Source organism: Loigolactobacillus coryniformis subsp. coryniformis KCTC 3167 = DSM 20001 (assembly GCF_002706425.1).
In the GTDB taxonomy this organism is placed as follows: domain Bacteria; phylum Bacillota; class Bacilli; order Lactobacillales; family Lactobacillaceae; genus Loigolactobacillus; species Loigolactobacillus coryniformis.
Map to the genome: position 1 here is coordinate 757,066 of NZ_CP017713.1, position 13,675 is coordinate 770,740.

16 protein-coding genes are annotated in these 13,675 nt (G+C 42.0%); 1 reads left to right on the top strand and 15 read right to left on the bottom strand.

The window, feature by feature from the left end:
- Nucleotides 1–23: 23 nt before the first annotated feature.
- The 7 genes from LC20001_RS14565 to LC20001_RS03760 form a co-directional block, all read right to left on the bottom strand.
- Entirely contained in the window at nt 24–785 is a 762-nt protein-coding gene (locus LC20001_RS14565; protein ID WP_225358897.1) for a tyrosine-type recombinase/integrase, read from the bottom strand.
- Nucleotides 786–904: 119 nt separating this feature from the next.
- Nucleotides 905–1,270 (bottom strand): hypothetical protein, encoded by a 366-nt coding sequence (locus LC20001_RS14570; protein WP_225358896.1) that lies wholly within the window; start codon nt 1,268–1,270, stop codon nt 905–907.
- A gap of 64 nt (nt 1,271–1,334) precedes the next feature.
- A complete protein-coding gene (locus LC20001_RS03740; protein ID WP_010011745.1) occupies nt 1,335–1,652 on the bottom strand; it encodes a helix-turn-helix transcriptional regulator in 318 nt (105 codons plus the stop codon).
- A gap of 408 nt (nt 1,653–2,060) precedes the next feature.
- The gene (locus tag LC20001_RS03745; protein ID WP_010011744.1) at nt 2,061–2,258 is read right to left on the bottom strand and encodes a helix-turn-helix domain-containing protein; all 198 of its coding nucleotides are present in this window, start codon (nt 2,256–2,258) and stop codon (nt 2,061–2,063) included.
- 80 nt (nt 2,259–2,338) lie between these two features.
- Nucleotides 2,339–2,731 (bottom strand): sigma-70 family RNA polymerase sigma factor, encoded by a 393-nt coding sequence (locus LC20001_RS03750; RefSeq protein WP_010011742.1) that lies wholly within the window; start codon nt 2,729–2,731, stop codon nt 2,339–2,341.
- Nucleotides 2,732–3,013: 282 nt separating this feature from the next.
- A complete protein-coding gene (locus LC20001_RS03755) occupies nt 3,014–4,438 on the bottom strand; it encodes an FAD-dependent oxidoreductase (RefSeq protein WP_010011741.1) in 1,425 nt (474 codons plus the stop codon).
- Between the two features lie 22 nt (nt 4,439–4,460).
- Complete coding sequence (locus LC20001_RS03760) at nt 4,461–4,751, bottom strand: arsenic metallochaperone ArsD family protein (RefSeq protein WP_010011740.1); 291 nt, start codon at nt 4,749–4,751, stop codon at nt 4,461–4,463.
- 252 nt (nt 4,752–5,003) lie between these two features.
- On the opposite strand from LC20001_RS03760, the gene LC20001_RS03770 reads away from it, so the two are divergent.
- On the top strand, nt 5,004–6,077 hold the full coding sequence (locus tag LC20001_RS03770; RefSeq protein WP_099267112.1) for an IS30 family transposase: 1,074 nt from the start codon (nt 5,004–5,006) through the stop codon (nt 6,075–6,077).
- Here LC20001_RS03770 and LC20001_RS03775 read toward each other — a convergent pair.
- The 8 genes from LC20001_RS03775 to LC20001_RS03810 form a co-directional block, all read right to left on the bottom strand.
- Entirely contained in the window at nt 6,074–6,376 is a 303-nt protein-coding gene (locus tag LC20001_RS03775; protein ID WP_225358879.1) for a hypothetical protein, read from the bottom strand. The two genes, LC20001_RS03770 and LC20001_RS03775, sit on opposite strands and share 4 nt — an antisense overlap.
- Nucleotides 6,377–6,392: 16 nt before the next feature.
- Nucleotides 6,393–7,688: an arsenic transporter gene (locus LC20001_RS03780; RefSeq protein WP_010011737.1), complete on the bottom strand. Its 1,296-nt coding sequence runs from the start codon at nt 7,686–7,688 to the stop codon at nt 6,393–6,395.
- Nucleotides 7,689–7,744: 56 nt separating this feature from the next.
- Nucleotides 7,745–9,475: an arsenical pump-driving ATPase gene (gene arsA, locus LC20001_RS03785; RefSeq protein ID WP_010011736.1), complete on the bottom strand. Its 1,731-nt coding sequence runs from the start codon at nt 9,473–9,475 to the stop codon at nt 7,745–7,747.
- Between the two features lie 83 nt (nt 9,476–9,558).
- Nucleotides 9,559–9,921 carry an arsenite efflux transporter metallochaperone ArsD gene (gene arsD, locus LC20001_RS03790; RefSeq protein WP_010011734.1) on the bottom strand — a complete coding sequence of 121 codons (363 nt, stop codon included), beginning with the start codon at nt 9,919–9,921 and terminating at the stop codon, nt 9,559–9,561.
- Nucleotides 9,908–10,258 (bottom strand): ArsR/SmtB family transcription factor, encoded by a 351-nt coding sequence (locus LC20001_RS03795; protein WP_010011732.1) that lies wholly within the window; start codon nt 10,256–10,258, stop codon nt 9,908–9,910. Before LC20001_RS03795 ends, arsD begins: the two co-directional genes overlap by 14 nt.
- Nucleotides 10,259–10,557: 299 nt before the next feature.
- Nucleotides 10,558–11,451 (bottom strand): IS3 family transposase, encoded by an 894-nt coding sequence (locus tag LC20001_RS03800; protein ID WP_010011731.1) that lies wholly within the window; start codon nt 11,449–11,451, stop codon nt 10,558–10,560.
- Nucleotides 11,448–12,122 carry a helix-turn-helix domain-containing protein gene (locus tag LC20001_RS03805; protein ID WP_010011730.1) on the bottom strand — a complete coding sequence of 225 codons (675 nt, stop codon included), beginning with the start codon at nt 12,120–12,122 and terminating at the stop codon, nt 11,448–11,450. The genes LC20001_RS03800 and LC20001_RS03805 overlap by 4 nt, the downstream gene beginning before the upstream one ends.
- Nucleotides 12,123–12,224: 102 nt before the next feature.
- Nucleotides 12,225–13,496, bottom strand: coding sequence for a conjugal transfer protein (locus tag LC20001_RS03810; RefSeq protein ID WP_010011729.1), 1,272 nt, complete (start codon nt 13,494–13,496; stop codon nt 12,225–12,227).
- Nucleotides 13,497–13,675: the final 179 nt, after the last annotated feature.

The following is a 13,675-nucleotide window of genomic DNA, read 5'->3' on the forward strand; positions in this document are numbered from 1 at the left end:
TACAGAGAATGCTGAACGTCAGATTATCTAATCTGGCGTTTTTTTGTGCGCTCTTTTTTTAAACGATTCACGAACATTTCGTGCACCTTGGTGGAAATGATATCCGGTGTATTAACGTAGATCTTTGTTGTTGCTAAGTCAGAATGGGTGAGTGCTTCGGAGATATCCTCAAGGGAAGCACCACCTTCACGGGCAAGTGTACCAAAAGTGTGGCGCAACTTGTGTGGGTGTAATTTAGCTAATTCTGGATGCCGATGATGGATCGACTTGATTCGGTAATTTAGGTAGTCAGAATGTAAGGGAACATTCATGTGACCACGAAAATCGGTATACGTGAATACAAATTGTTCAGATGTTTGTTCAATTCCAATCTGCGCTAACTCTTCAGCTTGTTGCGCTTTCCATTCTGCAATCTCACTAACCAGTTCTTCTGGAATAGTTAGTTGAGTGAACTTATGGCCTTTAGTATCTTTGAGCTGTTTAGATTTGGAAAGACTCTGAATGATGAATAGTGAATTAGTCTTTAAATCGATGTGGCGCCATTGTAGACCATAAGTTTCACTTTTACGGTCACCTACATGTAAGGTCAGTAAGAAAAGTAAGTGCTGCATTAATGTGATTTTGCCAGCTTGATAGTCTTCTTCTAGTGCTTCGAGCCAATCTAGCAGTTCTTGCGCCGTGAGTGCTTCTCCTTTCGCTTGACGTTGCCTTTTCAGCTGATCATGATAAGGAGACGCTATCATGTTTAATACCTTACCAACGCGATTATATTCAATGTAATCCATTGCTTCTGCAAGCTCAAAAAATTGTCGAGTATAGCTCTTAATGTTACGAATATTGCTAAAAGTGGCAGATTTCATCGTTAGCTCGCTAATGATAACTTCTTTGTGATTATTTAAATAATTCAACGAGTAATTACCAAACATTGGTAGAGGATATGAAGTCTGAAAAGTGATTTTTGGTAATCAACAGTTTCTCTGGTTGGTACGACGTGTGTTCGACCAGTTGCACCTTTAACGTAAACATCCATGAAAACATTGTGGTAAAAGTCGCTGAAAGACATTTCTCCTTTGACTTGTAATGAACGGGGGCTATCATCCTTTCGTACTTGTTCAATTTGTAATAGTACATTCGCTTCTTGAACCTTGGCGGCCTTGAAGTTTGGCAGAGTTTTCCTATAGCGGCGTTTATTGTCGAAAAAAGGTCTGAGCGTTTTCGGGTATTGCACCTCTACAAGATAACTTCCTGATTTTGTTTTGCTAATAGTCATAACTACATTCCTCCAAAAAATTAATTGAAATTAATCAGAGCGAACGTAAGGCTTCGAAATCATTTTACCTCGAATGATTTAATTCGTCAGCTCTATTCTTTAACCAGTCATCAACTGCTGGACGATCAAAGCGAACACAACCGCCAACAATAATTACCGGCAAGCCTTGAGCAATCCAATTATCTAATGTATTGTTAGCAATTTGTAAATAATCACATAAATCCTTTTTCTTTAGATAACGAGCACCGATTGCTGCATCTTCACGTACTTTTTTGACTTCACTCATAATTAGTTGGTAGATTTCTGAACGCAGCTTATTTTGTTGTTGGTCGCTAATAACGATTGTAAACTCTGAAGTAGCGATAATATCATCTCCAATCAAGTAAAAGGGGCTTTGGCTGCAGCGTTAAGAAAAACATCACTTCCTCTCGTAAGAAAAATACTGATTCTAGTTAATATTAGAACTTGTTACCCTGTTCCGTCACTAACGGACATAGGAATTTCACCTCTCCTGCTTACGTGGGAGCCTCGCGGAAGTATCATTATCTACTTAAATTGTACGATCACTAGTTAAAGATCATAATTGAGAAGTGGGTGGCGCTCGCGCTTGGGTCATGGCGTCCACCAATCAACAGTTCAAGAAAAGTAAGAAAGTTAGGGTAGCAATATTCAATTGTCAAAGGGCACGCAGCTCATGTTATCTGCTCACTATATACATACAAATAAAAATAAAAGATGAAACCAAAAAAGCAAATTAATCAAAAAAAGATTAACTTGCTTCTTCGTCGTTCTATAAATACCGCTCTAAATCAAATTTATAGACGGTGCGAATGAAATGTTCACTCAATATTTGATAACGATCCTCGTCAAATTTAAATTGACCCCAACAAGTGATGCTAATAATTAGTGGCTGAAATTCTTCCAATATCCGTGCCATGGCAAGGGGATCACCATGCTGTGCGGCGTAAATCGTTTCGGTATAATTCATCGCTGTTCGCTCTCCTAGAGTTAGATTTGGGTCGTCTAATTCTAGAGAGTGTGGGGGGAGATCGAATACTTATAGTTAAGCTAGTCGTAGAATTTTGCGCCGATTTTGCTTAACACCTTGCGATGTTGTTTGGAAATCGCTTGGCTACTAACATGAAAGATTTGGCCGATTGCCTTATCTGACAGTTGCTCAACGTACTTATAATAAAGCAGCTTCTTTTGTAAATCAGTTAATCTGGCTACTGACATAATTAGGCGTTCATTAACAAAATACTCTTCAAGATGGACAGCCTGTTCTGCTGTAAGCAACTTAACAATCGGTGGTCTTTCCTCAATTGGATACTCGACTGTTTCTTCATTCAACGACATTTGGGGAACCTGGTGTTGTTCTTGCGAATAGAGTGAGCGAGTTTTGTTTACGAGTGATAGCTTGGCGTAGTGTGAAAAAGCTTGTTTGACATCTTGATCAGACATGACGATTCCTCCTTTTACCAAGCAAATACTTAACAAGTATTAAACATGAAACCGTATTGATAAATTTTTTAGATTTTGTTTGATTGATATACCGAAAAATGTAGTTGCTCTTTCAAAATAGGGTAATTAACGAAATAACATCGTTAATTACCCTATAATTAAACAAGCCCTTTGATTATTTTGTTGCGACTGTTTTGAGAATCAAATAACATTTTCCAGTCCAAATTTTTAAATCACTCAAAATCAATTAAAAGCAAAGCGTACTGAAATATTGCATTCCAATTAGACAGGTTTTCGATTTAAGGGTAATAAATATTTTGTGTTTTGTTGTTCCCAATTTTGTGCTGCAATTTGGACCGCATCCCAAGGTGATCCGACTGGTGGTGAATAGGATAAGTCCAGATCGCTGATTTCAGCCACAGTCATATCATTAAAAATTGCTGTTGCAAAAATATCACTACGTTTAGCCACTTCACTACCATAATGACCAATTAGCTGTACACCTAAGAGCCGCCCAGTTTTCTTATCACCAGTAATTCTGATTCTAATTTTTTGAGAGCCGGGGAAATAGGCCTTATGATCATCAACAACGGTGGTTACCGTTAGAGGATCGAACCCTGCATGTATTGCCTCACTTGCTAATAACCCAGCTCGTGCAACCACTAAATCGAATACTTTTAAAACCTGTGTTCCGATACTACCTTTAAAGGCACGTTGAATACCTGCAATATTAAAGCCTGCAGTTCGTCCCTGTTTATGAGCAGTTGTACCTAATGGTAAATACGTTTCGCCTAGCAAATGGTGTTTTGTTTCTACTAAATCACCAGCCGCCCATATATCAGGTAATGAGGTATGCATATATTGATCAACCTTGATTGCACCTGCAATTCCCGTTGTTGCTCCAGCCTTAATAAGTAATTCGGCATTAGGTTGCACCCCAACTACAATTAACACTAAATCGAACTTATAAGCTTCTGACTTATGACGTTCATTTAAGCCAATAACTTCCACATTTCGATTGTTTTCGTTTATTTCTGAAACGGTTAAGCCAGTAACAACATTAACTGAATTCATAGATAATTTTCGATGAACAATTTGGCCTAAATCAGCATCTACAGTGGAAAGTATTTCTGTACTGCGCTGAAAAATAGTTACATCTAATTGGCGTTTTTTTAGGGCTTCTGCCATTTCAATCCCAATATAGCCCGAACCAACAATTGCCACTTCTTGAGTATCATTTGTAGCTAGATTTTTTTCGATTGCAAAGTAATCCGCCATTGTGTGCAGAACATGGACTTTGCGCGACTGTTGTGTTCGTGATAGATCAACACCCTTAATATGCGATAGCTTGGGTTTTGCCCCGGTTGCCACAACCAAGTGATTATAGTGATATACTTTTAACTCACCTGAAAGCGAATGTACCACAACTTCATGTTGCTGTGAGTCAATTTTTTCTGCAATCATGTTCATTTGAAACTTGACACCGGTCGCGGTCAATTCTTTCAAACCGCGATGAGCCAATGACCGCCAATTAGCTACCTCACCACTGATTGCATAAGGTAAACCACAAATTGACAAATTGGGATATTCATCTGCCAACAAAACTTGAACTTCGAGTTCTGGTTTTAGTTCTTTGGCTTTTAGGGCAGCTGAAACCCCTGCATCACTACCACCAATAATCAATAATTTTTCCGCTTTATTTGCCACTTATTTATTTCCTCCACACTTGTTAATGGACGCGTGCACGACTTAAATCTTGATGTAAATAATTTGAAAATTCCTGGAAGGTTGGATATCCACCTTGTTTAGTAATTATCCCATCAACTATGGTTATGGGTAAAATCGCAATCCCATATTTTTCTAGCAACGCCTGTATCTGATGATTACGAGCAAAAGCATCTGGATTTTGAGTGAGATTTCTACGGATAATCAGGTTCTTACCATCCGCATTAACATGTCGTTGAATCGCAGTTGTTTGAACGAATATTTTATTTACGCTAGGCCCACACACCGGTTGCACAACACATTGCTTCTTCAAATATTTTAATTTTAACCATGCTTTACCTCGCCGATTAAACGATGAAAACGTTCAAGCTCTTCCTCTACCTGTGTATAATCACGAAAATAACTGACTGCTAAATTGTTTAAAACTAATTGGTTTATTTTTATAAATGCGCGCGTTTTATAATTAAGTTAGCCACCCAGCCAAAATGGTAAAAAAAAGACACCAAGACGAAAAATTCAGGTATCATTGAAGTTCCTACAACAAACAATGAAAGAAGTTTTCGTCTTGATGCAAGAACAGTCTATCACACCACGCCCAAAAGGTCACCATTTATCGGAAATCGAACGCGGTCAAATCGCCGCTTGGCACATTGAAGGATGCTCAGCACGGCAAATAGCGATTCGATTAGGCGTCTGCCACCAGACCGTCAATAATGAGCTCAAGCGTGGTCGAGTCACGCAAGTTAAACGCGTTAATAATCAGAAACACTACTTTGAAATTTACAGCCCTGAAGCCGCTCAGAATCGCTATGAAATAAAGCGGCAAAACTGTGGACGTCCATTAAAATTTAGCCAAGTGACGGCCTTCTTAGCCTACTTTGATGATAAGTTCTGCCATGAGGGTTGGTCGCCGGACGCTGCTGTTGGTTATGCCCGTAAGCACCGGTTATTTAAGCCGGCCAAAATGGTCTGTACGAAGACTTTGTACAACTATATCGATGCGCAACTATTGGAGATCCGTAACCTTGATCTGCTGGAAAAAACAAAACGCCGGACGACCCAGCACTACTCGCACCAACATCAGCGCCTACTCGGTCGTAGTATTGAAGAACGGCCAAAGCGAGTAGAAACGCGCCACGAGTTTGGTCATTTTGAGATCGATACTGTCATTGGCAAACGTGCTGGTAGCGAGAGTGTCCTATTAACGTTTACCGAACGTAAAACGCGCTATGAGATTGTCCGCTTGATCGAGGGTAAAGACGCTGAATCTGTGGCTTATGCCATGCAAAATATTACGGCTGAATTCGGTGACGTTATGCGGACAGTTACGGCGGATAACGGAACAGAGTTCACCACGCTAACGGCTGCGCTTGAGGGTATTGCCGAGACTTATTATGCCCACCCTTATAGCTCGGCCGAACGCGCCACTAATGAGGTCCACAATCGTATACTCAGACGTTACTTTCCTAAGGGGCAATCACTCGATCTAGCTACACCCAGTCTGGTCCGTCAAGCTGAATCTCGGCTCAACCATCTCCCGCGCCGCTTACTTAAGTTCTGTACACCAGCTGAAGTATTTCGAAAGGAATTAGCACGTGCGCGCAAAGGCCGAGCCGCCTAATCCTGATCCACCTGGAACTCCCATGAGCCATTTCGTCTGTGTGCTTTATCGGTACTGGCTAACTTACTATTGCAATTTGCGATTTTTATAAATGCAATTTTCACACGATATAGCTGCTGTTGGATCGTTGATTCGCCACTATATTGCAATTCAAGTAAATTGATTTCTTGATTGGCTTGAATCAAATAAGCAGCAGCAATTGATCCTATTTCCGTCTTTGCAGCTTGACTCACTAAAGTGTCAATTATGCTTAAACTACTTTCCAACAAATTTTGCTGTTCATATTTAGTTTGTATCATAATAAACCAGCCTTTCTTAACCGAAAATACTTAATGATAACCATAAGCCGCATAAAGTAATGAATAAAACTGGAATTGTGATCGTGATACCAATTTTAAAATAAGTTCCCCAAGCAATTTTGACGCCTTTTTGCGCCAAAACATGTAACCATACTAAGGTGGCTAGTGAACCGATTGGTGTGATCTTTGGTCCTAGATCGGAACCAATAATGTTTGCATAAACTAAGGTTTGGTGCATTAGTCCCGATACATTGGCGCCTTTGATCGACAAGGCATTGATCATGACTGTTGGCATATTATTCATCGCTGATGATAAGAACGCTGCTAAGTAACCCATGCCCATAGTTGCCACGAAGCGGCCGCCAGTGGCCATTTTAGCGATCACACCGGCAAGTAGCGCCGTTAAACCGACATTTTGCAATCCATAAACCACCACGTACATCCCCAGCGAAAAGAAGACGATGTTCCATGGTGCGCCTTTAATGACTGCCCGCGTGTCCACTTGCGGGCTTTGTTGACCGACCAACAAGAAAATCAAGGCGATCGTCAAGGCAATAAATGAGACCGGAATATTTAGAAAACTGCTACTAAAGTAGCCGATCAATAGCGCCGCCAAAACGACCCAAGAGAATTTAAATAACCGTTGATCCTTGATCGCCGATTTTGGTTCAGCGACTTGACTGACATCATAGCGCTTAGGTAGCGCTTTGCGGAAATATAAGTATAAAATGCTGATACTAGCAACTAAGGAGAACAGATCCGGGAGCCACATTCTCAGTGCATACTCGGAAAACGTAATTCCGAAAAAGTCGGCAGAGACAATATTAACTAGATTACTGACGACTAAAGGTAACGAGGTGGCATCGGCAATAAAGCCACTGGCAATAATAAACGGGAAAACTTTTTTTTCATCAAAATGTAATGCACGGACCATGGCTAAAACGATCGGGGTCAAAATCAACGCGGCGCCATCATTGGCAAATAGTGCCGCCACGATCGCACCTAAAACGGCGATCAAAATGAACATCCGTACGCCATTGCCTTTAGCCAACCGCGCCATATGCAACGCGGCCCACTCGAAAAAGCCGATCTCATCTAAAATCAATGAGATCAAAATAATCGCGACAAACGATAAAGTGGCGTTCCAAACGATTCCCGTAACAGTGCCCACATCTTGAAGCGTGACGACCCGAAATAATAGTGCCAGTAATGCGCCACCAATTGCGGTCCAGCCGATCGATAACCCTTTAGGCTGCCAGATAACAAATAATAACGTGAGTAAAAATATAAAAACGGCTAAAAAAACTTGCATAATTTCCTCCAACGACCAAAATCAGGGTACCACTACCCTGATCAACTGATTTTTATTTAAATAGTTAATAACGTTTGTTCAAAATTAGGTTGCCATTGTTCCACCGCAAAATGATCGGCCGAAATGGCTTTGACTTTTTCGATCCATTCAACTTCATTTTGGGCACGCGCCTGTAAACACGGATGCGTGGTTTGTGTGGCTAACATACTTTGATTGACCAGCCACCAGGTATGCGCGATCTTTGCGCGCTTCAAGTCTTCATTAAGCCGCATTGATTCGTAGACCGGCGTGGTTTCTGGTAAAGTCACCATCACGATCTCGGTCTGAGCGGGATCTTGCAACCTTGGTAATAGCTCAATAATGGCCTGTGGCACATCACCAGCTGTGCGTTGCACTTCCTTAGCATAGCTTTGCGTTGAATCCAGCAGCAACAAAGTGTGCCCAGTTGGTGCGGTATCGATCACCACCACATCGCTGTCATTTTGCGCCACAATATTGGCAAAAGCGCGGAAAACGGCAATTTCTTGCGTGCAGGGTGACCGCAGATCTTCGGCGACGTAATCGACGTCAGCCGACTGCATCGTCTGCCGTGCCGCAGCTAACACTTCAGCTTGATAATCCTGCAACACTTGTTGTTCGTCAATATGACTGATCGTAACTGCTGGATCATCTGTTTTGAAAAAATCAAGATGATCGGCGGGATCAGTGGTCGCTAAGTGCACCGTTTTATGTTGGGCGACCAGCTTTTGCGTAATTTGGACTGCAACCGTTGTTTTACCGACACCGCCTTTACCCATTGTAAAAATGATTTTTTTATTCGTTTTGATCAGATCAGCAACGATCCGATCTAAGGTGGGATAATCATTGTTCAGCGGCGGATAAGCTGCCAATACCGGTTGTTCTGCTTGTAAAACTAAGCGCAATTTATCTAGGCCAGTCACATTATAGGCCCGCAATGGGACCTCATATTGGGTAAATTCCTTTAAAATCGCCGGCATCTGCTGCAAATCAGCTTGTTGTTGCGTATAAATAGCTTGCGAAGCCTGATCCATTGGTGCCTTAAGCGTCCCATTAATGATCAATTGTTGATTTTGCATCCCGATTGCAGCTAGTTCCTGAGCCGCCCGGGCCGCCTCAAGTAACGCTGTCTTTTGTGGTCGTGTGACTAACATTAAGGTAGTCAACTCGCTATTACTCAGTGTTGCTACGGCCTTGGCGTAAACGGCTTTTTTATCACCCATGCCTGCTAATTGACCGAGACAAGAAGCACCGCGATCATTTTCAGCTAAATAATTATTCCACGCCGCGGGTAGTTGCAACATCCGTAAGGCATGGCCAGTCGGTGCCGTGTCAAAAATAATATAATCAAAACGCTGGTCGATCGTCGGATCAGTTAGGAAATTGGCAAACTCATTAAACGAAGCGATCTCGACGGTACAAGAGCCGGATAGTTGTTCTTCCATGTTTTTAACTGCGGCATCAGGCAATACCCCGCGGTAAGGGCCAACAACACTTTCCCGGTACTCACCAGCAGCCGTCACCGGATCGAAATTAGCGGCAAATAGGCCGGGCACCCCGTTGATCGCCTGTGGTTTATTAGTTAATTCTGTATTGAAAACATCTTGTAAATTACTGGCTGGGTCGGTGGAAACCAACATAACTTGCTTACCAGCATCGGCTAAATTGATTGCCGTGGCGCTGGCCGTTGTCGTTTTACCCACGCCGCCTTTACCGGTAAAAAACAAGTAATGCGTTAAATGTGCTTTTTGTGGTTGATAGTCTTGCATCGATATCCTCCTCAGTTATATAGATGATTGTCTATATATTATTTAAAAAGAAATGGCCGTGCCATCTCTTAAATTAAGTAAAATCAACAACAGCCACTGGCACCGCCACAGCAACCACCTGACTGCTCAGCCGGCACAAAAACCAGCCCCGTATAGTCAGATAACTCGTCAATAGTTGGATAAGCACCAGTTTTAACGATCTGCCCATCAACAACGGTGATCGGCAATACGGCATCGGGATCATCCTTGATTGCTGCTAAAATATCAGCCCGTTCGCTAAACACGTCAGGATTATTACTGAGATTGTAACGATCGGCTTCAATCGTTTTAACGCCTTGCAGCGCATCAAAAGCTGACGTGATCATTAAAAGAGCAGGATCAACGGACGGACCACAAAGGCCAGTCGAGCAGCACATTGCTGGTTCAAATAATTCAATTTTTTTCATTAGTTACAACAACCTTTCCGGAAGCACACGCTGTACAAGTCACATCATGACAGACACACTGATCATCACTGGACAATAATTGTGCCGTATCTTGTTTAAAGGTCGCCATGAATTCGGCCTGTAGCGTATAATGCTGCCATTTACCTTCTTTACGTGCGGCCACGATACCTGCATTTTGCAATACTTTCATATGGTGGGATAAGGTCGGCTGTGAAAAGTCAAAATGCTCTAAAATATCACAGGCGCACAAAGAGCCACAAGAAAGCAGATCAATAATTTTCAAACGATTGGGATCAGCCATTGCTTTAAGCATTTGAACATACTTTTGATAGTCCATTTGTAAACCTCGATTCCACGATTTAAGCTAATTTATTAGCCAAGTCCAACTCCTGGCAGTGACCAAGACCGTACATTATAAATATAGACGCGCATCTATGTTTATAATATAGACCTATGTCTATGTAAACGTCAAGCATTATTTAAAATCAACATAGCATCTATTAACAAACCTTTGATTTTAGTTTTAATTACATTAGGATAATTAAGACTATTTTACAATTCAAATAAGTATGTATACACGACTGCACTAGGCCCTGTCAAGTTGACAGATGAAATAATATAAAATTGAATCTGTCTCTAAGCGGCTTCACTCCAGTACTCATCTGGAGTGAGGCCGTTTCTTTGTGCTGAACGGTTGTGGTGATTGAAGTATTCAATGCCTTCTTCAACCAGCTTCACGAGTTCTTCAAAGGTTTTAGGCATCGGATGGCGATCCATCCAGCGAAGCTTAAACTCATTCCACCAACGCTCCATCGGCGCGTTATCGTATGGTGTGCCTGGACGAGACATGCTACGAGTCACATCGTAACGTCCAAGAAAGTTGTTGAAGGCGCCAGATGTATAAGCTGACCCGCGATCTGTGTGGATCAGTGGATGAACATCTCCGACTCTTTCAAATGCACGTTGAAATACTTCTATTTCCGCAGCCGAGGTTTCGGTAATGCTGAGATGGTGTGACAAGAGAAGACGCCCATAGAGATCGAGAACACCACTCAGCCGAATCCTATATTCGCCATTTGGACCAAGTTTTAATTCAGTCGAGTCGGACAACCAAACTTTGTTAGGCGCGTCTGTTTCAAAGTTCTGGTTTAAGACATTGTCTTGAACGTATTGATCAATAGCTTTTTGGCGACTGTGTTTCTTGACTCGAATCTGACACCTCAATCCGAGTTCTCGCATCACACGTCGAACCATTTTATAAGTAACTTCGAAGGCAATCAGCTCATCATGTTGAAGATTCACTAAGAGATTCCCAGCACCGATACCTTGATGATGAAAATCAAACCAGTATTGCGTCCGTTCCTTGAGTTGACGATCACGGGCTTCCCAAGCGGTTTCTTCTCGCTTTAACCCTTTATAGTATGCCTGCCGGCTTACGCCGACAACGGCTAATAGCTTAGTGAGTGCACCACGCTTACCTTGACTGACCTCTTTGATTGCGACATAGGCCAGCCGATGTTGTTTGTTCACCCCTTGCGCTGAAGTTCCAGCAATTTTTTTGCGAATTGTTCCACCAATTCTTTGTCTTTAAGCTCGGCTTCTAGTTGGCGAATGCGAAGGTTCGCCTTATCGAGATCAGTCAGTTCAGATTCATCTTTGTGCTGACCACGATTATCAACGAGTGCCTCATAACCACTATTCTTGGCCTTAAGCACCCAGGAACGTGCTTGTTGATACGAAACTTGAAAGTGCTCTGCGGCCTCAGTGTATGAATGCTTGTGTTTGACCACGTACTCAACTACTTCAATTCGTTCTTCGAAAGTCGTCTTCTTACGCATAGTGGGGACCTGCTTTCTGGACGGTGATGCCGTCAAAGGTTTGTCTCCATTATACTTATCGACCCAGACTTTTGCTTGCGTTGAGTTACGCAGACCATATTTATCGGCCACTTCCTCTAAAGTGCCTTCTCCATTCAGGTAGGCAAAGACAACGGTATGCTTCAACTCCTTGCTGTAGTGAATGTTCTTCTTGGCTTCTTCAAGACCTTCAATTCCATCTCTCTGGTAACGCATCAACCATCTTCTAAGTGTATCCTGACTGATTCCGTGCTGTCTTGCATACGTAGCTCTTGGCAGGTCTGACTGTTGGTAAACTTTAAGTAGATTGAACTTCTCCAGTGCCGTGAACTTAGATCTGGACATACAAAAATCCCTCCATAATCATCAGATGAATTATTGTATTTCATCTGACAACCATAAAGGGATTATCGCAGACATTCAAATTGAGTGCCGCGTTTTTATTTTCTACAAACCGGACTTGATTGTCCAGTTTGAACCTGACTTTTCTAAAACAAGTGTGTACTGCGAATACTGGATCATATCCGTCTCACTATCGAGAAACTTAACAGTTGCGTCAACTTGAATATTGTCACCTTGACGATGGAATGTGGGATTAACTAATTCCGCAAACCGATAGTCTTTATTTAACGGTTTCGTACCACCAGCAACGTAATATTTTAGTTCATTGGCGGTGCCGCTTGGATAAAGAGTAAAGAAAGTTGTTAGAAACTTAGTGATGCTACCAGTGGTTTCAGCGTTAATTGTGCTATCCGTTTGAAGTTGCTTTTCGGCTATTTTGGCCTTAGTCGGAGCGGCCGCGATTGTTGGATTAGTGAAAATCACCATATCACCATCTTTATTCTTCATAACGTTCAAGGAGTAGGTGGACTCGATTGGTTTTGGGATATCTTCTTTTTGACTATTTTTGATCTGCTGATTAACCGTAAATAATACTTTATTGACCTGATTTTTCTTAGCTTCAACTTTCCAAATCCGAATATCAGACACGGTGGAAGTTGTCGGAATATCTGAACGTAGCGCATCAGCATTCAGGGTCACTAAACCATTTAACATGAACTTACCAAGATCCTTTTGCCGTGTTTCTAATTTTTCTTGGTTAGGTTCCCATGTGTAATAAACTTTGGCGAAGTCAGTAACAAAAGCTTCTATCGCATTGGTATCAGTCAACTTAACTTTAACTATCTCGCGTTCATGCACCGTGTGTTTATTGATGGCCGTGAAGTTCTTATACACGCCAAAACTCACACTAGCGAGTAAGATCAGCCAGCATAACCAAGTGGTTTTTCGCCGAATACCGACACGCGGTTGTTTTAATTTACGAGGCTTTTTTTCTTTCACCGGTTTTGGTTGGCGTTTTGGTGATCGTTGCCGCTTAATTTTTTTACGTGGCCGTTTGGGACGAGTTTTCTTATGTGAAGCGACTTGGTGATTGATTGGACGTTCGTTGTATTCATACCGTGGATCGTGTTCATCTTCTCGATTGTAGGGTGGCCGTGGTTCACGTTGCTCATACTCGTGAGGCGGATAACGTTCTTCGCGATAATCATTCGGTGATCGGCGATAGTTACGGGCGTCCCGTTTCTGTATTTGCTGCGGTGGTTGACTGTCATAATCTTCATGATACCGTGGTCGCGGTCGTTTTGCATAATGATGATTGCGGGAATCTTCGTAGTCATCGTAATCATAGTCATAGTCTTCATAATCTTGACGAGCCATGTTGTTCCTCCTTGTGGATCAGCCTTACCATCTGAGTTTGGTAGCGAGATTAGCAATATTATTTTGCTGTAAAATGGCAAGGTGATTATTTTTTTGATTGTTGTGGTCAAGTTCATAGCACTGATAAAATTCGGGATAGTCATTGCGAAAACGGTCAAATAGTTGGTGCAGTCGGATTT

What these genes read in the sequence shown, in the direction of transcription:
- LC20001_RS03745 (WP_010011744.1), bottom strand. Translation starts at nt 2,258, where the DNA reads ATGAATTATACCGAAACGATTTACGCCGCACAGCATGGTGATCCCCTT.
- LC20001_RS03795 (WP_010011732.1), bottom strand. Translation starts at nt 10,258, where the DNA reads ATGGACTATCAAAAGTATGTTCAAATGCTTAAAGCAATGGCTGATCCC.
- LC20001_RS03805 (WP_010011730.1), bottom strand. Translation starts at nt 12,122, where the DNA reads ATGTCCAGATCTAAGTTCACGGCACTGGAGAAGTTCAATCTACTTAAA.
- LC20001_RS03770 (WP_099267112.1), top strand. Translation starts at nt 5,004, where the DNA reads ATGAAAGAAGTTTTCGTCTTGATGCAAGAACAGTCTATCACACCACGC.
- arsD (WP_010011734.1), bottom strand. Translation starts at nt 9,921, where the DNA reads ATGAAAAAAATTGAATTATTTGAACCAGCAATGTGCTGCTCGACTGGC.
- LC20001_RS14570 (WP_225358896.1), bottom strand. Translation starts at nt 1,270, where the DNA reads ATGACTATTAGCAAAACAAAATCAGGAAGTTATCTTGTAGAGGTGCAA.
- LC20001_RS03780 (WP_010011737.1), bottom strand. Translation starts at nt 7,688, where the DNA reads ATGCAAGTTTTTTTAGCCGTTTTTATATTTTTACTCACGTTATTATTT.
- LC20001_RS14565 (WP_225358897.1), bottom strand. Translation starts at nt 785, where the DNA reads ATGGATTACATTGAATATAATCGCGTTGGTAAGGTATTAAACATGATA.
- LC20001_RS03775 (WP_225358879.1), bottom strand. Translation starts at nt 6,376, where the DNA reads ATGATACAAACTAAATATGAACAGCAAAATTTGTTGGAAAGTAGTTTA.
- LC20001_RS03750 (WP_010011742.1), bottom strand. Translation starts at nt 2,731, where the DNA reads ATGTCTGATCAAGATGTCAAACAAGCTTTTTCACACTACGCCAAGCTA.
- arsA (WP_010011736.1), bottom strand. Translation starts at nt 9,475, where the DNA reads ATGCAAGACTATCAACCACAAAAAGCACATTTAACGCATTACTTGTTT.
- LC20001_RS03810 (WP_010011729.1), bottom strand. Translation starts at nt 13,496, where the DNA reads ATGGCTCGTCAAGATTATGAAGACTATGACTATGATTACGATGACTAC.